The sequence below is a fragment of the Corynebacterium axilliensis genome, from assembly GCF_046097495.1.
Lineage (GTDB): Bacteria > Actinomycetota > Actinomycetes > Mycobacteriales > Mycobacteriaceae > Corynebacterium.
Genome location: NZ_CP175768.1, coordinates 1,349,024 through 1,367,427 on the forward strand (window position 1 = coordinate 1,349,024; position 18,404 = coordinate 1,367,427).

The 18,404-nt window shown below is 63.5% G+C and carries 17 protein-coding genes and 2 tRNA genes; 4 read left to right on the forward strand and 15 right to left on the reverse strand.

What is annotated here, in order from left to right; genetic code table 11:
* The first annotated feature begins 10 nt into the window (after nt 1-10).
* Nucleotides 11-1,999 (forward strand): ATP-dependent DNA helicase, encoded by a 1,989-nt coding sequence (locus ACKFR8_RS06610; protein WP_408931002.1) that lies wholly within the window; start codon nt 11-13, stop codon nt 1,997-1,999.
* Here ACKFR8_RS06610 and ACKFR8_RS06615 read toward each other — a convergent pair.
* The 4 genes from ACKFR8_RS06615 to nrdF form a co-directional block, all read right to left on the reverse strand.
* Nucleotides 1,996-2,721 (reverse strand): peptidyl-tRNA hydrolase, encoded by a 726-nt coding sequence (locus ACKFR8_RS06615; RefSeq protein WP_408929525.1) that lies wholly within the window; start codon nt 2,719-2,721, stop codon nt 1,996-1,998. The two genes, ACKFR8_RS06610 and ACKFR8_RS06615, sit on opposite strands and share 4 nt — an antisense overlap.
* Nucleotides 2,714-3,922, reverse strand: coding sequence for a phosphoserine phosphatase SerB (gene serB, locus ACKFR8_RS06620; RefSeq protein WP_408929526.1), 1,209 nt, complete (start codon nt 3,920-3,922; stop codon nt 2,714-2,716). The genes ACKFR8_RS06615 and serB overlap by 8 nt, the downstream gene beginning before the upstream one ends.
* A 144-nt stretch (nt 3,923-4,066) precedes the next feature.
* On the reverse strand, nt 4,067-5,773 hold the full coding sequence (gene ctaD / locus ACKFR8_RS06625) for an aa3-type cytochrome oxidase subunit I (protein WP_408929527.1): 1,707 nt from the start codon (nt 5,771-5,773) through the stop codon (nt 4,067-4,069).
* Nucleotides 5,774-6,182: 409 nt separating this feature from the next.
* Nucleotides 6,183-7,172: a class 1b ribonucleoside-diphosphate reductase subunit beta gene (nrdF, locus tag ACKFR8_RS06630; protein WP_306508068.1), complete on the reverse strand. Its 990-nt coding sequence runs from the start codon at nt 7,170-7,172 to the stop codon at nt 6,183-6,185.
* Between the two features lie 167 nt (nt 7,173-7,339).
* Here nrdF and ACKFR8_RS06635 point away from each other — a divergent pair, with 167 nt between their 5' ends.
* A complete protein-coding gene (locus ACKFR8_RS06635) occupies nt 7,340-8,062 on the forward strand; it encodes a FadR/GntR family transcriptional regulator (protein ID WP_306508069.1) in 723 nt (240 codons plus the stop codon).
* Here the strand turns inward: ACKFR8_RS06635 and nrdE are convergent.
* The 6 genes from nrdE to ACKFR8_RS06665 all read right to left on the reverse strand — a co-directional run bounded on the left by nrdE (nt 8,059) and on the right by ACKFR8_RS06665 (nt 13,991).
* The gene (gene nrdE, locus ACKFR8_RS06640; protein WP_408929528.1) at nt 8,059-10,221 is read right to left on the reverse strand and encodes a class 1b ribonucleoside-diphosphate reductase subunit alpha; all 2,163 of its coding nucleotides are present in this window, start codon (nt 10,219-10,221) and stop codon (nt 8,059-8,061) included. The genes ACKFR8_RS06635 and nrdE overlap by 4 nt on opposite strands.
* Before the next feature lie 80 nt (nt 10,222-10,301).
* Complete coding sequence (nrdI, locus tag ACKFR8_RS06645; RefSeq protein WP_296134710.1) at nt 10,302-10,727, reverse strand: class Ib ribonucleoside-diphosphate reductase assembly flavoprotein NrdI; 426 nt, start codon at nt 10,725-10,727, stop codon at nt 10,302-10,304.
* 8 nt (nt 10,728-10,735) lie between these two features.
* Nucleotides 10,736-10,975 (reverse strand): glutaredoxin-like protein NrdH, encoded by a 240-nt coding sequence (nrdH, locus tag ACKFR8_RS06650; RefSeq protein WP_296134711.1) that lies wholly within the window; start codon nt 10,973-10,975, stop codon nt 10,736-10,738.
* 397 nt (nt 10,976-11,372) lie between these two features.
* The gene (locus tag ACKFR8_RS06655; protein WP_296134712.1) at nt 11,373-12,266 is read right to left on the reverse strand and encodes an esterase/lipase family protein; all 894 of its coding nucleotides are present in this window, start codon (nt 12,264-12,266) and stop codon (nt 11,373-11,375) included.
* Between the two features lie 150 nt (nt 12,267-12,416).
* Nucleotides 12,417-12,539, reverse strand: coding sequence for a type B 50S ribosomal protein L36 (gene ykgO / locus ACKFR8_RS06660; RefSeq protein ID WP_003847162.1), 123 nt, complete (start codon nt 12,537-12,539; stop codon nt 12,417-12,419).
* Between the two features lie 123 nt (nt 12,540-12,662).
* Nucleotides 12,663-13,991: a sugar porter family MFS transporter gene (locus ACKFR8_RS06665; protein WP_408929529.1), complete on the reverse strand. Its 1,329-nt coding sequence runs from the start codon at nt 13,989-13,991 to the stop codon at nt 12,663-12,665.
* A gap of 27 nt (nt 13,992-14,018) precedes the next feature.
* On the opposite strand from ACKFR8_RS06665, the gene nadE reads away from it, so the two are divergent.
* Nucleotides 14,019-14,837, forward strand: a complete 819-nt coding sequence (gene nadE, locus ACKFR8_RS06670) for an ammonia-dependent NAD(+) synthetase (protein WP_408929530.1) — start codon at nt 14,019-14,021, stop codon at nt 14,835-14,837.
* A gap of 48 nt (nt 14,838-14,885) precedes the next feature.
* Nucleotides 14,886-15,956: an HNH endonuclease signature motif containing protein gene (locus ACKFR8_RS06675; protein WP_408929531.1), complete on the forward strand. Its 1,071-nt coding sequence runs from the start codon at nt 14,886-14,888 to the stop codon at nt 15,954-15,956.
* Nucleotides 15,957-16,027: 71 nt separating this feature from the next.
* On the opposite strand, the gene ACKFR8_RS06680 is transcribed toward ACKFR8_RS06675, so the two are convergent.
* The 5 genes from ACKFR8_RS06680 to ACKFR8_RS06700 form a co-directional block, all read right to left on the reverse strand.
* Nucleotides 16,028-16,750 (reverse strand): fructosamine kinase family protein, encoded by a 723-nt coding sequence (locus tag ACKFR8_RS06680; RefSeq protein ID WP_306508073.1) that lies wholly within the window; start codon nt 16,748-16,750, stop codon nt 16,028-16,030.
* 50 nt (nt 16,751-16,800) lie between these two features.
* Nucleotides 16,801-16,873 (reverse strand) — tRNA-Ala (locus ACKFR8_RS06685).
* Between the two features lie 20 nt (nt 16,874-16,893).
* A tRNA-Ala gene (locus ACKFR8_RS06690) sits at nt 16,894-16,966 on the reverse strand.
* 101 nt (nt 16,967-17,067) lie between these two features.
* Nucleotides 17,068-17,820, reverse strand: coding sequence for a DsbA family protein (locus ACKFR8_RS06695; protein WP_296134535.1), 753 nt, complete (start codon nt 17,818-17,820; stop codon nt 17,068-17,070).
* Nucleotides 17,821-17,878: 58 nt separating this feature from the next.
* Nucleotides 17,879-18,325 carry a MauE/DoxX family redox-associated membrane protein gene (locus tag ACKFR8_RS06700; protein ID WP_373692300.1) on the reverse strand — a complete coding sequence of 149 codons (447 nt, stop codon included), beginning with the start codon at nt 18,323-18,325 and terminating at the stop codon, nt 17,879-17,881.
* Nucleotides 18,326-18,404: the final 79 nt, after the last annotated feature.

Sequence of the window (18,404 nt, forward strand, 5' to 3'; positions counted from 1 at the left end):
GGCGGCTAGACTGTCTCGCGTGAGTGACGAGCAGCCCCTGAACCAATCCACGCACGAGCTTCTCGCCGCCGCCGTCGACTCCCTCGGCGGCGCCCGGCGCGACGGCCAGGTACGCATGGCCACAGCGGTCACCGCGGCGCTGGAGAAGGAGCGCCACCTCGCGGTGCAGGCGGGCACGGGCACGGGTAAGTCCCTGGCCTACCTGGTGCCGGCCTTCCGCCACGCCCAGGCCACCGGGCATACCGTCATCGTCTCTACAGCCACCCTGGCCCTGCAGCGCCAGCTGGTGGAGCGCGACTTGCCGCGGCTTGCCGAAGCCTTAGAGCCCCTCCTCGAGCACAAGCCCACCTTCGCCATCATGAAGGGGCGCTCCAACTACGTCTGCCTCAACAAGGTGGCCCAGGCCTCCGAGCTGGAGAGCGAAGACGCCCTGCTGGATGAGCACGAGGTTTCCCGCCTCGGCCGCCACGTGCAGCGTATCTACGAGTGGGCGGAGGACACCGAAACCGGCGACCGCGAGGATCTGGAGCCAGGCGTGCCGGACCTGGCGTGGCGCCAGGTATCCGTGACCTCGGCGGAGTGTTTGGGAGCCACGCGCTGCCCGCACGGCGAGGGCTGCTTTGCTGAGCAAGCGCGCCAGCGCGCTGCCGACGTCGACGTGGTGGTGACGAATCACGCCCTGCTGGCTATCGACGCCGTGGCGGACATCAATATCCTGCCCGAGCACGAGGTGGTGATCATCGATGAGGCCCACGAACTGGACGGGCGCATCACCTCCGTATCCACCGCCGAGCTCACCGGCCGCGCGCTCAAGATGGCGGCCAACCGCGTCAAGGCGCTCGGCGCCAACGGCAAGGAGCAGCGCCTCAGCGAGCAGGCGGCGGAACTCACCCAACTGCTGGGCGAATTCTCCCCGGGCCGCTGGACCGACCTGCCGGAGGAAGCCAAGCAGCAGCTCATGGGCCTTGCGGACACGTTGGGCAGCTGCCGCGAGACCATCGCCCGCGCCCCCGAGGGCGAACAGGCGAGCGACCCGGAGAAGTCCGCCGAGCGCCAGAACCTGGCTAATCACCTGGCCACCATGGTGGAGGCCATCGCCCGCATCCTCGACGTGTTTGCTACGGGGGATCCCGCGGCCCACGCGGACGTGGTCTGGCTGGAGCGGGACGAGCGCACGAACACCGACACGCTGGCCGTTGCTCCCCTCTCCATTGCCGGGATGCTGCACGAGAAGTTGTTCGGGGAGCAGACCGTGGTGCTCACCTCCGCCACCCTGGCGCTGGGCGGGCGCTTCGACGCCATGGCCGCCCAGTGGGGCCTGCCGAAGGGCACGTGGGACTCCCTGGACGTGGGCTATCCCTTCGACCCGGCCCGCAGCGGCATCCTCTATACCGCCACGCACCTGCCGCAGCCAGGCCGCGATGGGCTCCCGGCGGAGACCGTCCAGGAAATCCGGGAGCTCATCATGGCCGCCGGGGGGCGCACCCTGGGCCTGTTTTCCTCCCGCCGCGCCGCGCAACAGGCCGCCGAGGAGCTCAAGCAGCTGATTCCCTTCGACATCTTCCTCCAGGGCGAGGACTCCATCGGGGCGCTGGTGGACAAATTCACCAAGAACGAGAACTCCTGCCTCTTCGGCACGCTGAGCCTGTGGCAGGGCGTCGACGTGCCCGGCCCCTCGTGTTCGCTGGTGATCATCGACCGCATCCCCTTCCCCCGCCCGGATAACCCGCTCATGCAGGCGCGCACCGAGGCCGCGAAGGCCGCCGGGCGCAACGGCTTCATGGAAGTCTCCGCCACGCATGCGGCGCTGCTCATGGCGCAGGGAGCCGGCCGCCTGCTGCGCTCCACCAGCGACCGCGGCGTGGTTGCCGTGCTGGATAACCGCCTCGAGACCAAGCGCTACGGCTCCTACCTGCGAGCCTCCATGCCGCAGATGTGGCCGACGACTGACCCGGCCGTGGTGCGGGGAGCGCTCAAGCGGCTGGTCGACGCCCGCTAAGGCCTCCGCAGAGCGCAGACGGTGGCGGAATCAGGCGCGACTTCGGTAAACCCAGCGTCGCGCACCACCACCGCCCCGGGGCGCGCGCAGGCGGCGGCGAAGTGCTCCGCCGAGACCTCGCGCACCGACAGCGGGAAGTCGCGTGCTGCCCACTCCTCGACCTCGTCGGCGCTCATCGCCGCAGCCAACAGCATTGAGCCGTGGCCCACCTGGGCTGCCGCCTTGCCCGCGCTCATGGCGAGGGAGGCGTCGACGTAGATCACGGGGACGTCGGCACGCGCCGGCCCCGGGGAATCCATGGGCAGGTCCGTATGCCCAATCTGCAGTTTGGCGATGAGCGAATCGACCTCACTGACCGCCGACGGCACAAACGCGCGTGCGCGGTCCGCCACCGTCGCCCCGGGCAGTGCCTGCACGTCGCGCCAGGCCTTGTTGCGCGCCCGGCGAGCCACCTTGCGGATGCGGTGGCCGTACCACTGACCCAGCGCCGCAGCAAAAGCTCCGTCCTGGCCCGCTCGGTCATCCAGACAGACCTTAACCACCGCGCGTGCCGCGGCCTGAAGCACCTCCGTGCGCGCCGGCGGCTCCTGCTTGGGAAGGTGCAGGGCGATCTGCATGGCCTGCACGGTCTCTGGCCGGTTCGGATCCTCGGGATCATCGCGCCAGCTGCGCTCGCTGCACGCCTTAACCAACCGGCGGTGGGCCTCTAGGAGGTTACTCACTGAGAACCTCCTCCATGGGGATGCCCAGAATCTGCAGAATTTCGTCCATGTAGGGGTAGTTCACCGAGGTATCGGCGACCTCCCGCAGCGCGGGCTTAGCGTTGAAAGCAATGCCCAGGCCGGCGGCGGAAATCATGTCGATGTCGTTGGCGCCATCCCCCACCGCGACGGTCTGCGACATGCGCAGACCCGAATCCGCAGCGAATTCGCGCAGGAAGCGCTCCTTGGCCTTGCGGTCCACCACGTCGCCGACAACCCGGCCGGTAAGCTTCCCGTCCTCGATCTCCAGCGTGTTGGCCCGCACGTAGTCCAGGTCGAGCTCGCGAGCCAAGTCCTCCAGCACCTGAATGAAGCCGCCGGAAACGACCGCCACGCGGTAACCCATGCGCTTGAGCGTGCGGATGGTGGTGCGCACGCCCGGGGTGAGCTGAATATCCACCGCGGTCTCCGTAATGACGGATTCCGGCAGCCCGGCTAGGACGCCCACGCGCTGGCGTAGAGATTCTTCAAAGTCGATCTCACCGCGCATCGCGCGCGCGGTGACCTCGGCGACTTCCTCCTCCTTGCCGGCATGCGCGGCGAGCATCTCGATGACCTCGCCGGTGATCAGGGTGGAGTCGCAGTCGAAGCAGATGAGCCGCTTGGAGCGGCGCTGCAGGCCCGCGCGCTCGATGGCAATATCCACGCCCTGCTCGGTGGCCAGGCGGGCGAGGGCCGCGCGAACCGCATCGCAGTTATCGCCGACAGTAATAAACAGCTCAAGGCCGTTAAGCGGGGATGTCGACAGCCCGCGAATGCGGTCAATGTTCGCGTCGTAGTTGGCCAGCTCCCGAGCCACCGCGGACATGTGGCTGGCGTTGAGGTGGCGGCCGAGCACCACGACCACGTGGGTGGAGCGCGGGCGGGAGGTCGTCTCCTCCTCGCACGGGGAGACCGTCACGTGCTGGGCGTAGATGCTCAGCGTGTTGCGCAGCCCCTTCTCCATGGCCTCCAGGCGGGCGGCGTCGACGCGAATGTATGCGGACAGGGAGAAGCGCCCGGAGAAGATGGCCTGTTCAACGTCGACAAGCTCAACGTTGTAGGAGCCCAGCACGCGGAAGAACGCCGCGGACACTCCAGGCCGGTCGGGACCCGAGGTGGTCACGACGGCGAAGGCAGTGCCGGGCTTCGGGTGTTCATTCTGAATATCCACGGCGTTCATTATCGCACGCAGGGACCGACCAGAGCCAAGGCACGCCTCAACGCCAAACGCCGCCTCCCCATCATCGCGAGTGGATGACAGGGAGGCGGCGGTTCAGGAGGTCTCGCTATCAGTGGGCGAGACTAGCCACGAAACTAGCGGGGCTTAGTGGGCCTGCTTGGCGTGGCCGTAGTGAGCCTCTTCGCGCATGCGCTTGACCATGTGCGGGTAGTGCAGCTCGAAGGCCGGGCGCTCAGAACGGATGCGCGGCAGGGAGACGAAGTTGTGGCGCGGCGGCGGGCAGGAGGTAGCCCACTCGAGGGAGTTGCCGTAGCCCCACGGATCGTCCACGGTGACGATCTCGCCGTAGCGCCAAGACTTGAAGACATTCCACACCAGCGGGATAACGGACGCACCGAGGACGAAGGAGAAGATGGTGGAAATCTGGTTGTAGACCGTGAAACCATCGGACGCCAGGTAGTCGGCGTAGCGACGCGGCATACCCATGTTGCCCACCCAGTGCTGAACCAGGAAGGTGCCGTGGAAGCCAATGAAGGTCAGCCAGAAGTGAATCTTGCCCAGACGCTCATCCAGCATGCGGCCGGTCATCTTCGGGAACCAGAAGTACAGGCCGGCGAAGGCGGAGAAGACCACGGTACCGAACAGGGTGTAGTGGAAGTGCGCGATGAGGAAGTAGGACTCCGCGAGGTGGAAGTCCAGCGCCGGGGAGGCCAGCATGACGCCGGTCATACCGCCGAAGAGGAAGGTGGACAGGAAGCCCATAGCCCAAATCATCGGGGTGTCCCAGGTGATGTGGCCCTTCCACATGGTGCCGACCCAGTTGAAGAACTTCACGCCGGTCGGCACGGCGATGAGGAAGGTCATGAAGGAGAAGAACGGCAGCAGGATGGCGCCGGTCACGAACAGGTGGTGTGCCCACACAGCCATGGACAGGGAGCCAATCGCCAGGACGGCGAACACCAAGCCGATGTAGCCGAAGACCGGCTTGCGGGAGAAGACCGGGACGACCTCAGAGATAACGCCGAAGAACGGCAGTGCGAGGACGTAGACCTCAGGGTGACCGAAGAACCAGAACAGGTGCTGCCACAGGATGGCGCCGCCGTTCGCGGAATCGTAGATGTGGCCGCCGAGCTTGCGGTCATAGAGAACGCCCAGTGCCGCAGCGGTCAGCAGCGGGAAGATCATCAGAACGATGACGGAGGCGGTGAACACGCACCAGGTGAAGACCGGCAGGCGGAACATGGTCATGCCCGGAGCACGCAGAGTCAGGATGGTGGTGATCATGTTGACCGCGGAGGCAATGGTGCCGACACCGGTGGCGCCGACGCCCACGATCCACATGTCCGCGCCGATGCCCGGGGTGTGGACGGAGTCAGCCAGCGGGACGTACATGGTCCAGCCGAAGTCAGCCGCACCGCCCGGGGTGACGAAGCCGAGCAGCATGACGATACCGCCGGTCAGGGTGATCCAGAAGCCGAAGGCGTTCAGACGCGGGAAGGCCACGTCGGGGGCGCCAATCTGCAGCGGCAGGATGTAGTTGGAAAAGCCCCACACAACCGGCGTTGCAAACAGCAGCAGCATCACGGTGCCGTGCATGGTGAACAGCTGGTTGAACTGCTCGTTGGACAGGAACTGCAGACCCGGGGTGAACAACTCAGCACGGATCAGCAGGGCCATGAAGCCACCGAGGAAGAAGAAGCTGAAGGACATGATCAAGTACATGATGCCCAGCTGCTTGTGGTCGGTGGTGGTCAGTAGAACCCAAGCCTTGGAACCGGTCTTGCCGTTGCCGGTCGGCTCAGGGCGTGTGGGCGCGACGTAATCGTCGAGCCGTGGCGCCACAGCGGTCATAAAATCCTCCTGAAGAACAAGTGCTTCGCCTCCCCACCGGCAGCGCGAATGCCCGCGCCGCCGACAGAACGGTGAAACACCTAGGTTTACTCGCCTTATATTAGGGCACCTAGCAGACAAATTTCCAGCGCTCTTCTATCTTCCGCCAATCTTGTTAACCCCGCCCACAGCTGCACCACGCGCTGAACTCCCAGCACGCGGGCCGCCCGCGCGGCCACGCTGCGCCCATACCGCACAACCCCCAGCGCAACGCGGTGATCCAGAACACAGCGACGGGGGTTACCCTCGCCCAAAACGCCGAAAACGCACCCCCTGAAAGAATCAACCTTTCGGATGATCTCAGAGGGTGCGTTAGGAGGGGCGTCGGCAAGCGCCGGCCCGTCACCACAGTGACAGGAGTGAAAACTGTTTAGAAATCCCAGTCGTCGTCCGTAGTCTCCTCGGCCTTACCAATGACGTAGGACGAGCCGGAGCCGGAGAAGAAGTCGTGGTTCTCATCGGCATTCGGGGACAACGAAGAAAGGATCGCCGGGGACACGCGCGTCTCATCGGCTGGGAAGAGTCCCTCGAAGCCCAGGTTGTTCAGCGCCTTGTTGGCGTTGTAGCGCAGGAAGCGCTTCACGTCCTCGGTCCACCCCAGGTCGTCGTAGAGATCTTCGGTGTAGTCAATCTCGTTCTCGTAGAGTTCGTAGAGCAGCTCGAAGGCGTAGCCCTTGATGTCCTCCTGTTCCTCGGCGGAGAGCTGCTTGAAGCCCTGCTGGAACTTGTAGCCAATGTAGTAGCCGTGCACGGCCTCATCACGAATGATGAGGCGGATGATATCGGCGGTGTTGGTCAGCTTCGCACGGGAGGAGAAGTACATGGGCAGGTAGAACCCAGAGTAGAAGAGGAAGGACTCCAGCAGCGTGGAGGCGACCTTCTTCTTTAGTGGATTGTCGCCCTGGTAGTACGACATCACAATCTTGGCCTTACGCTGCAGGTTCTCATTCTCCTCGGACCAGCGGAAGGCGTCATTGATCATCGGGGTGGAGGCCAGGGTCATGAAGATATTGGAGTACGACTTCGCGTGCACCGACTCCATGAACGCAATGTTGGTGTAGACGGCCTCCTCGTGGGGAGTCACGGAATCCGGCAGGAGCGAGACCGCGCCCACGGTGCCCTGGATGGTATCCAGCAGGGTAAGGCCAGCGAAGACGCGCATGGTCGTCTCCTGCTCCTTTTCCGTTAGCGTCTTCCAGCTGGGAATGTCATTCGACACCGGGACCTTCTCCGGAAGCCAGAAGTTACCGGTCAGGCGGTCCCACACCTCGGAATCCTTGTCATCCGGAACGGTGTTCCAGTTGATCGCCTTCACCGGCGCCTTGTGGCTGGCGATGTAGTCGTCGTAGTCGTGAGACACGCACGTCACCTCATCTTGCTAGTACGGGTTTGTTACCCCGCCATGGTACCCACTTAGCCCCCGCCGTGGGGCGACTCCCCACGCGTCCCCAGCCGGAGGCTGCGCGGATTTATACTGTCTTCTTATCTAGCCTGAGAGAGCACCAGATTCACGGAGGTTTCGCCACCTTGACTACCACGCAAGAGTCGTCCGCTCCCCTGCTCAGCACGGTACTCGATACCATTGGCGCAGAGATTGTCAGCGGCACCATCCCCGCCGGTGAGCGGTTCACGCTCAGTGACATCTGCACACGCTTCGACATTTCCCGCACCGTTGCCCGCGAGGCCATGCGCGCGCTTGAGCAGCTGGGCATGGTGGCGTCCTCGCGGCGGGTGGGCATAACAGTGCTGCCGCTGAGCGAGTGGGCCGTCTATGACTCCGCTATTATCAACTGGCGCTTGAACTCGGAGAAGTCCCAAGAGGATCAGCGCGCCTCCCTCAATCAGCTACGGCTGGCCATCGAACCCGTGGCCGCGGGGCTGGCCGCCCAGCAGGCCTCCACCGCGGAGAAGGCCGAAATCTTGGCGCTGGCGCAGCGCCTGCGCACGCTGGAGGTCACCCCCTCCCGCCGCGTGGGCGATGAGCTCGCCACGGATCTGCGCTTTCACACGATGGTGCTCCACGCCTCCGGCAATGAAATGTTTGCCGCACTCAGTCCGGTCCTGCTCTCCATGGTCCGCGGACGCTCCGTCTTCGGCTCCGCCAAGCGCAACCCGACGTCAGGCACGGCCGACCTGCACCTCAACCTAGCGGACGCCATCAACGCGGGCGACGCCGCGGCGGCCGAGCAGATTTCCCGCACCATCTTAGGGCTGGCGCGCCACGACGCGCCGCAGCCCGACGAACCTTAGAGCATGCAGGAAACGCAGCCCTCAATCTCGGTGCCTTCCAGCGCCATCTGGCGCAAGCGGATGTAGTAGAGGGTCTTAATGCCCTTGCGCCACGCGTAAATCTGCGCGCGGTTGATATCGCGCGTGGTGGCGGTGTCCTTGAAGAAGAGCGTCAGCGACAGGCCCTGGTCCACGTACTTGGTGGCCGCGGCGTAGGTGTCGATGATCTTCTCGTAGCCGATCTCGTAGGAGTCCTTGAAGTACTCCAGGTTGTCATTGTCCATGTGCGGCGCCGGGTAGTAGACGCGGCCAATCTTGCCTTCCTTGCGGATCTCAATCTTGGAGGCGATCGGGTGGATGGAAGACGTGGAGTTGTTGATGTAGGAGATCGAACCCGTCGGCGGCACCGCCTGCAGGTTGCGGTTGTACAAGCCGTGCTTGGCCACGTCGGCCTTGAGTGCCGCCCAGTCCTCCGCGGTCGGGGTGTGAATGGAGGACTCCGCGAAGAGCTCCTTGACCTTCTCGGTCTGCGGGGCGAACTCGGCCGGGTCGTAGCGGTCAAAGAACTCGCCGCTGGCGTACTCGGACTCCGGGAACTCGGTGAAGTACTCCCCGCGCTCGCGGGCCAGCTTGTTGGAGGCGCGCAGGGCGGCGTACATGATGGCGGCGAAGTAGGCATTGGTGAAGTCCAGGCCTTCCTCGGAGCCGTACTCGATGTGCTCGCGGCCCAGGTAGCCGTGGAGGTTCATCTGGCCCAGGCCGATGGCGTGGGAATCATCGTTGCCCTTGCGCACGGACGGCACGGAGTTAATAGCGGTCTTGTCCGCCACGGCCGTCAGGCCGCGAATGGCGGTCTCCACGGTCAGCGCGAAGTCCGGGGAATCCATGGTGGCGGCAATATTGAGGGAGCCCAGGTTGCAGGAGATGTCGCTGCCCAGGGTCTTGAACGTCAGGTCATCGTTCAGCTCGGAGGGAGCGTTGACCTGCAGGATCTCGGAGCACAGGTTCGACATGTTGATGCGGCCGGTCTTCACCGGGTTCGCGCGGTTCACGGTGTCCTCGAACATGATGTACGGGTAGCCGGACTCGAACTGCAGCTCCGCGATGGTCTGGAAGAACTGGCGCGCGTTGATCTTCTTCTTGCGGATGCGCGGATCCTCCACCATCTCTTCGTAGTGCTCAGTCACGGAGATGTCGCCGAAGGCCTTGCCGTAGACGCGCTCGACATCGTACGGGCTAAACAGGTACATGTCGTCGTTGCGCTTGGCCAGCTCGAAGGTGATGTCCGGGATGACAATACCCAAAGACAGCGTCTTGATGCGGATCTTCTCGTCCGCGTTCTCGCGCTTGGTATCGAGGAAGCTCATGATGTCCGGGTGGTGCGCGTTGAGGTACACCGCGCCCGCGCCCTGACGGGCGCCCAGCTGGTTGGCGTAGGAGAAGGAATCCTCCAGCAGCTTCATCACGGGGATGACACCGGAGGACTGGTTCTCAATGTGCTTAATCGGCGCGCCGGACTCGCGGATGTTGGACAGCAGGAGTGCCACGCCGCCGCCGCGCTTGGACAGCTGCAGGGCGGAGTTGATGGAGCGGCCGATGGACTCCATGTTGTCCTCGATGCGCAGCAGGAAGCAGGAGACCAGCTCGCCGCGCTGGGCCTTGCCGGCGTTGAGGAAGGTCGGGGTGGCCGGCTGGAAACGGCCGGTCATGATCTCGTCCACGAGGTGCTCGGCCACGGCGGTATCGCCGTCCGCAAGGAAGAGTGCGGTCATGGCCACGCGGTCCTCGAAGCGCTCGAGGTAGCGGCGGCCGTCGAAAGTCTTCAGCGTGTAGGAGGTGTAGTACTTGTAGGCACCCAGGAAGGACTTGAAGCGGAACTTAAACGCGTAGGCGCGCTTGAACAGGGACTTGATGAAGTCGAAGTCGTACTGCTGGACCAGCTCCGGCTCGTAGTACTTGTTGTCTACCAGGTAGCGCATTTTTTCTTCCAGGTCGTGGAAGTAGACGGTGTTCTGGTTAACGTGCTGGAGGAAGAACTGGTTGGCGGCCTCGCGGTCCTTGTCGAACTGAATCTGGCCATTCTCGTCATACAGATTGAGCAGCGCGTTAAGAGCGTGGTAGTCCAACTGCTCGGCGGGCTTCACGGGTTCGGCGACAGTCTTACCCAGTTGCGTAGTCACGGCGTTCACGGGCCTTTCTTCTTGTACGGACGGTGCGGAGAGAAGGGATATAAATAAGGAGAAGCGCTAGGCGCGGGGTTTTAAGCCGCGAGACCTAACGCGGCCGCGTTGGCGAGCAAGCCTTCGCGGCACATTGTGACATCTTCCTCGGTGCCGAGTAGCTCGAAGCGGTACACATAAGGCACCTTACACTTGGCGGCAATGACGTCGCCGGCCTTGCCAAAGTCGGTGCCGAAGTTGCTGTTTCCGCCGGCCACAACCGCGCGGATAAAGCTGCGGTTGTGTTCGTTGTTGAGGAAGCGGATGACCTGCTTCGGTACGGGCCGAGTGTTCTGCTTGCTTATCGACGCCCCTCCCCCGTACGTCGGACACACCAGCACGTAGGGCTCGTTGACCACGAGGGGTTCGTCCGTCAAGCGCAGCGGGATGCGCGCGCTGGGCAGGCCGAGCTTCTCGACGAAGCGGTGGGTATTTTCCGTGGCGGAAGAAAAATACACAACCAACATGGCGATAATTAGGCGCTGGCCGCCAGGGAGGACAGGGCCTTGATGCGGTCCGGGCGGAAGCCGGACCAGTGCTCACCGTTTGCTTCAACGACGGGAGCCTGGACGTAGCCTAGGGCCATGACGTAGTCGCGTGCTTCGTCGTCCACAGTGACGTCGACGGTGGTGTAGTCGAGCCCAGCGCGGTCCAAGGCCTTCTTGGTGGCGTTGCACTGGACGCAAGCGGGCTTGGTGTACAGGGTGATGGTCATGTGGTGGCTTCCTTCTGCTCTACTGCACTGCTCGCAACGTCAGGTTACGAGATAACTGTCGGAATAACTGGCTGGTATCTGACGGTTTACTGGAGGTTTCTCAGTTCGGCGAGGCGGTTCCGGACCACCTCCCGAGCAACATCAACGACACTATACTTTGTGCCGAAACACCGCAAGCGGCACAATATGTAGTAGTTACATGGCTGATATTCCCAGGTTGTAAGCCGCCGCAACCCCACATGTTGACACCCCGCTCACGCACCCGTCCCCACCGCCGTAACTACACGGGTGGTATTTCCTGCGCGTTTACGAAACGTTCACCTACTTTGTGACAAAATCCACAAACGGGGCGCGGCCCGCTCAGGCCTCGCCCCGTCGCTCTCCGGGCTCGTGCAGTCTAGCCGCGCACCGGCTCGACGCAGGTGCTGGAATCAGCCTCCTGGCCGGCCTCACGCGTCAGGCCAAAGAGCACCTGGCTCATCACCATGGGATCCCGCGGCAGGTCCGGGTGCTGCGGCTGCGCCCCGCACAGCTCTCCCAGGTCGATGTTGACCACGTCCGCGCCGTCGACAGCCGCGAGCATGGAAGAGGAATTCGGGGTCACGGTGACGTCGGCAGGCGAGTAAATCGACGTATACAGCGGCCCCGGTGCCGTATCCGGCAGCGTGTTGAGGTGCTCAATGAACTCCGCGCCGACCACCTGCTGGATGCCTGCAGAGCTCGCCATGAAGCGGGCGAAGTTCGGCATGGCCGCAATCACCTTTGCCAGCACCGTACCCATCCCGTTGAGCGTGGTGCCGTGGAAATTACCGCCGATGGCCACCGCGTGGGCAACGTGCTCCGGCGAGCCATACATCTGCGTGTAGGTCTTAATATGCAGGCCACCCTGCGAGTGGCCCACCAAGTTCACCTTGTCACTGCCGGTCACCTCGCGCACGTAGTCGATCTGCTGCGCAATCTCGCGAGCCGAGTCATCGAGGTCCGCAATCGCTTTGGTGCGCGGGTTGGCGTTCTGCAGCGTGACGTCGTCCGCGCCGTAGTCAAAGGCCCACACGCACATGCCCTGCTCCTGCAGGACCGGGATGAGCTCGTCCCACGTCGACGCGTTGTCCGACGTACCGTGCAGGAGCACCACCGGTTCGCGCACCTCGCCGCTGGGCGCACACGAGGGATCATTGATCCCCAGCGACGGATCGGCCAAGCTTTCAAATTCCACTTCCGTAGCCTGAGCCACCGGGACAGACAACCCCACTACGGCAGCGCACGCCGCCGCCACGAGACGCTTGTTCATTATTCTTCTTTCTTTCAACCACCTGCCGGGCCCCTGCTGAAGCCCGCGCGATAATTATATTCATTAAACCGCATCTGTCCAGGCAAGTGGGCATAAAAAATCCGCCTCCCCCAACAATGTGGGGAAGGCGGAGACGAGGAAACTCGTTTCTTAGCCCTGGCGAGCCTTGAAGCGCGGATCCTTCTTGTTGATCACGAAGACCTTACCGTGGCGGCGAATAACCTGGGCGCCCGGCTTCTTCTTCAGCGACCGAAGCGACTTGCGAACCTTCATCGGGCGCTCCTTTCGTTATGCGCAAACTTCATGCGAATGGTTAGTTCAAAGCACAGCCGGGCAAACGCCCAGCAATGACACGAGGAAAAATGTTACCCCACGCGCGCGCCATAACCAAAACACTCACCGTTCGGAGTAGCGAGAGCGCAGCTGCTTGGCGACGTCCTCGAGGCTCTCCCCCGCTGTTTCCGGCACCAGCGCCCGCGTATATCCCACCGCGACGAGCCCCAACACCGCGAAGATTCCGAAGGCCAGAGAGCCTCCCAGCCACTCGACGACCGGCAGGAAGAACTGCGCGACCACCCAGTTGCTCACCCACAGCGCCAGCCCGGCAATGCCCATGCCCACGCCGCGGACCGCGGGCGGCACGATCTCCGACATCAGCAGCCACGTCGCCGGGGAGACCGCCGCCTGCTGGAAGGCGATGAACGCCGCCATGCAGGCCAGCGACACCAGGGCCATGGCCGTGGACGTGTGGGCGAAGTGATAGGCCACGGCCAGCACCACGAGCGAGACCACGTTGCCGCTCAAGCCCGCGAGGAGCAGCCGCCGGCGCCCCAGGCGGTCCACCACACGCATGCCAACCACGCACGCGGCCACCGACACCGCGCCAATGACCATCGACGTGTACACCGAATTGGCGGTGGAAATGCCCACCTGGTTCATCATGGTGGGCGCGAAGTACACGATGGCGTTAACACCTGTAATCTGCTGGGTCAGGCCCATGAGCATGGCGAGCGCTATGGCCCAGCGCATCCAGCGGTGGCGTCGCGCAGCCTGCCATTCGCCTGTGCTCGGCCGCCCGTTGTGTTCCAGCTCCGCTCCCTGCGCGCCGACCCGGGCGCTCACCGCGGCGGCGTCGTCCGCGCGGCCCTGAGCTTTAAGCCAGGCCGGGGTGTCTGGGAGGAAAAACATGCCGAGCGCAAGTACGGCGCCCGGGACCGCGGCCAGCCCCAGCATCCAGTGCCAGCTCCCGCTAGCGGCCAGCAGCGAGTTCACCCCGTATGCCAGCAGCTGTCCGACGACGATCATGAGCGTATTGAGCGAGACCATCCGGCCCCGCACGGCCGCCGGAGTGATTTCGGAGATGTACATCGGAGAGACGATGGACACCGCGCCCACCGCCACACCGAGGAACGTGCGGGCGGCGGCGAGCTCAGTAGCCGAGCCCGACAGCGCGCACCACACAGACCCCGCCACGAAAATCAGTCCGCCGGCGATGAGCGTGCGGCGCCGCCCGATGCTGCCCGCCACGCGCCCGGCCACAAGCGCGCCGACCGCCGCGCCGACCAGCAGCATCGAGGTCACCAGCCCCTCCTCGTGGGCGGACATGCCGAATTCCGGCCCGACGAAGAGGAGGGCGCCGGACATCACACCGGTGTCGTAGCCGAAGAGGAGGCCGCCCAGGGCGGCTACCCCGGCGACGAGCACGACATAAGTATCACTGTTCACGAGTTCCCATTCTCGCAGGCGGCTACCATGGGCGTCATGTCACACGAATCCGCAGAACTGCAGCACGACATCATAAAAGCCCTGGGTGTCAAGCCCTGTATCGATCCAGCAGAAGAGGTTGAGCGCCGCGTCACATTCTTAGTTGACTACCTGCGCACCACCGGCGCGAAGGGCTTTGCCCTGGGAATTTCTGGCGGCCAGGACTCCACCTTGGCCGGACGTCTGGCGCAGCTGGCGGTCTCCCGCGTCGACGGCGCGCACTTCTGGGCCGTGCGGCTTCCCCACGGCGTGCAGGCCGACGAGGACGATGCGCAGATTGCCCTCGACTTCATCCAGCCCGACTACCGCCTCACCGTCAACATCGCGGACGCCACCGCGGCTCTCGACGGCGCCGTGGCCAGCGCCCTGCAGCAGGACTCGCTGGGAGATTTCAACCGGGGCAACCTCAAGGCGCGCCTGCGCATGACCGCGCAGTATGCGCTGGCCGGCGAGGTCGGCGCGCTGGTCATCGGCACCGACCACGCCGCGGAAAACGTCACTGCCTTCTTCACCAAGTGGGGCGACGGCGCTGCCGACATCCTTCCCCTCGCCGGGCTCAACAAGCGCCAGGGCGCGCAGCTCCTGGAGCACCTCGGCGCGCCGGAGTCCACGTGGAAGAAGGTCCCCACCGCGGACTTGGAGGACGACCGCCCACTGCTTTCCGACGAAGAAGCCCTCGGCGTCACCTACACCCACATCGATGATTACCTCGAGGGCAAGGCCGTGCCTGCCGACGCCCAATCGCGCATCGAAACCCTTTGGCACCGCGGCGCCCACAAGCGCATCATGCCGCCCGGCCCGCAATAATCCGCCTCCGGTTGCAGGCTCCCCTAGGGTGCTTTAATCTCAGTGCCCATGGGGGTATTAGAAACCTACTTCCACTACCGCAACTCGGGGATGACGCTAGTGGAGAACGCATCCAGCTCACCCGACAAGCTCCGCGCGCTCGGCGCCGACGCCAGTGATGCCGCAGAACTCGCACGCCTGCACCGCATCTACTTCGGCCCTACCCGCTTCACTGGTAAACAACGCAAAGCCCGCACCGCGGCTATAGCCCAAAAGCACGGCCTAGCCACCCTTAACCTCATCGAGTCCTACGCCAACCGCGTCAAGAAAGAACTCGACGCCTGGAACCTGCGCGCACGCCTGGCGGCCACACCAGCCCACAAAATCCGCGAAGTCGCCGTAAAACGCCTCAAAGAACTTAAAGAGAAACGCGAACACAAACCCGGGGTACGCTTCACCTACCGCAAGCAAGGCCCCAACTCCGTCACCATCACCGACACCCCAACAGTCATTGCTGATATCCGCGGCACCCTCGAATCCGTCAACCCCACCAACCTGCTCGACGCCGCCACAACCGTCATCCTGGGCGGTAACACCGGCACTAGGCCTGCCGTGCACGCTCAAGTCGTTGTCACCCTGGACGAATTCGACCGCATCATCAACGGAGACGGCGACGAAATCGAACTCCAACTCACCAATGGTGCCCGCATGACCGGGGCAGAGTTTCTTACCCACAAATTCGCCGAAATAGGCTACGCCACCATTACCCACCCAGTAGAAGGACCCATCAACTCCTACCGAGTTGAACGCCACGCAAACTGGAAACAACGCCTCACCCTGTGCGCCGAAACCCAAACCTGCTCACGCCCAGGGTGTAACAAGCCGGCCGACTACTGCCAGGTCCACCACATCATCCCCTGGCAAGCAGGCGGGCTAACCAACATCAAGAACCTGACCTTCCTGTGCGCCTATCACAACGGCATCAACGATGATGACCCGTCGAAACCCACAGGCCGCGGCTACGTCTTCAGAATGAAAGACGGAATCGGATACATCCCACCCTGGGGCGTGCCAATCACCGCCACACCCGAATACCAACAAGCCCTCGCCAGACTCGCCGCCGAGAAACCACCAAGCTAGACAGCCTGCACCCACCACAAACACCGAAACCCGCCAACCACACCAGGTTGACGGGGAATTCGGTGATCGCGCTAACGCAAGGCGTCGAGAGTAGCCTCCGCCGCCCGTCCGAGAGGGCCGTAGTACGCAGGCCCATGCGTCATGGAGTGCACCGCCAGCGGATGCAGCTGATGCATGGGCACCCACTGCTCGTAGTCCTTGGGTGCGCCGTAGCCGCGGAGAATTTCCTCATAGAACGGCGTGCCGAACAGCTCCAGCATGGCCAGGTCGGTCCACGGGTGGCCGCCATGCGCGGCGGGATCGATCATCACCGCCGAAGACTCCGTAAACAGCACGTTGCCCGCCCACAAGTCGCCGTGAATGCGCGCGGGCTGCACGTCCCAGTCGGCCGCCTCGATGGCCTCGCACGCCTGCTGCACGACCTCCTGCAGCCCCCGCGGCAGCCCACCGATGAAGGGAAGCACGCGCTGCTCGGCGTAGAACTCGCCCCACTGCCCGCACGGTTCACAGGGTTGCTCCACGCGCCCGATGAAGTTCGCCCCGTCCCAGCCCTCCGGTGGCGCGCCGAAGGCGGGCGCACCCGCCTCATGGACCGCGCGCAACGCGGCACCGAAGGAGCGGGCCGCGGACGCACTCGGCCGAGCCTGTACCACCCGGCGCGTGCTGATGGAGGTGGAGGTGTAGCCAGTGACGTCCACGACGACGTCGCCACGCGCCTGCGCAAGCCACCGCAACCCGGCGGCCTCCGCACCGGCTTGGTCTGGGCGGGACACAGTCTTGGTGAAAACATCCATGTCCCCCAGCATAGAAAAAGGCCGCCTCCCTGCAAGGAGACGGCCGTACGTGGAGCTAACGGGATTCGAACCCGTGACCCCCACACTGCCAGTGTGGTGCGCTACCAGCTGCGCCATAGCCCCAAAGATATTGAATTTTTAAGTGGAGCTAACGGGATTCGAACCCGTGACCCCCACACTGCCAGTGTGGTGCGCTACCAGCTGCGCCATAGCCCCTCATACGAGGTGCAACCTTCGCGGTTGCAACTCGTAACAATATATCGCCTCAGTTTTCACTCACCAAATCGCGAGTTAAGGCGCGGTATTTTTACACGCGCCTACTTGGCGGCAACGAGGTCAACCCACTCCATGATGGAGGTCTTGTCGTCCTCCGGAATGTCCTTGCCATCCTTGATGACGCGCGGCGAGGACACGCTGCCGGTGTCGCCCTCGAGCTTCTCGTAGTTCGCGGTCACCAGGGCGTTGCCCTTGCCCACCGGTGCGTCCTTGATGGCGGAGACGGTCTCCTCATCCGCGCCCAGGGTCTTGGCGGCCTCGGCGAAGTCGTTCATCTCCCACTTGTTGTAGACCTTGGACTGCTCATCCATGAGGTACTTGCGCAGGTTCCAGTAGAGCTGCACGTCGCCCGACTTGGCCACCTGCTCCATCGCGGCTGCTGCCTTGGAGGAGTGCCCGTCGTTGGACTTGATGCTCTCGATGCCGTTCTGGCTGCCGTCGAGGAAGTTGAGGGTGCGCACCTTTACGATGAGCTTGCCCTGCTCAATCTTTTCCTTCATCTGACCATCGGTCTCCTTGGCCAGATCGGAGCAGTGCGGGCAGGAGTAGTCCTCGTACAGCTCAACCTCGGGCGCATCCTTGGCGTCGGCGGCCTTGAGGGTGACGGCGTTATCACCAAAGGACATCTCCATGTTGACGTTCTCCTTGGCAAACCCCTCCAAGCCCTGCATGTTGGCGCCACGGTTTTGGTAGAAGATGAAGCCGAGCACGACGGCGATAATTACCAAGAGAACACCGATGCCCCACAGGAATCCGCTATTGCCCTTGGCGGTGGGGTCTTTAACTGTACTCATTGAACAACCTTGCCTTGTATGACGTTTATGGAACGAACGGAAATCCTACACACCCTACCTAGGGGTGCAGTGCGAACTTGGTGAATGGACGCTTGATGGTCCACACCATGAGGACAGAGTAGAAGATGTCGCGCAGCAGGGTCATCATGTAGTTCATCACCTGTGCGTCCTCGTCGGGGTTGGCGGAGAAGCAACCGCAGTCGATTCCCAGCCCGCGCAGCCACGCTTGGGCGATACCAATCATGAATAGGATCAGCACCACCTGGCCTACCCACGCCGACTGGCGCAGGAACAGGCCCAACAGCAGCAGCAGGCCACCGCATACTTCCAGCGGCCCGATCAGGTAGGACAGGTAGCCCGACCATTCCGGCGTGAAAATCTCGTAGGCCTTGATGTTCTGGGTTACGGCGAGCTGGTCCGAGAATTTGGACACGCCCGCTTTAATCCAGATGTATGCCATGTAAAACCGCGCGAAGGCACTGATAACGTCCAGTACCACGCTCATCTTCTTGTGTGCCACGCGGCTCACTCTAACAAACCCGGCCCGCGACTATTCACACGCCGGATTTTATTCAGCCTAGATG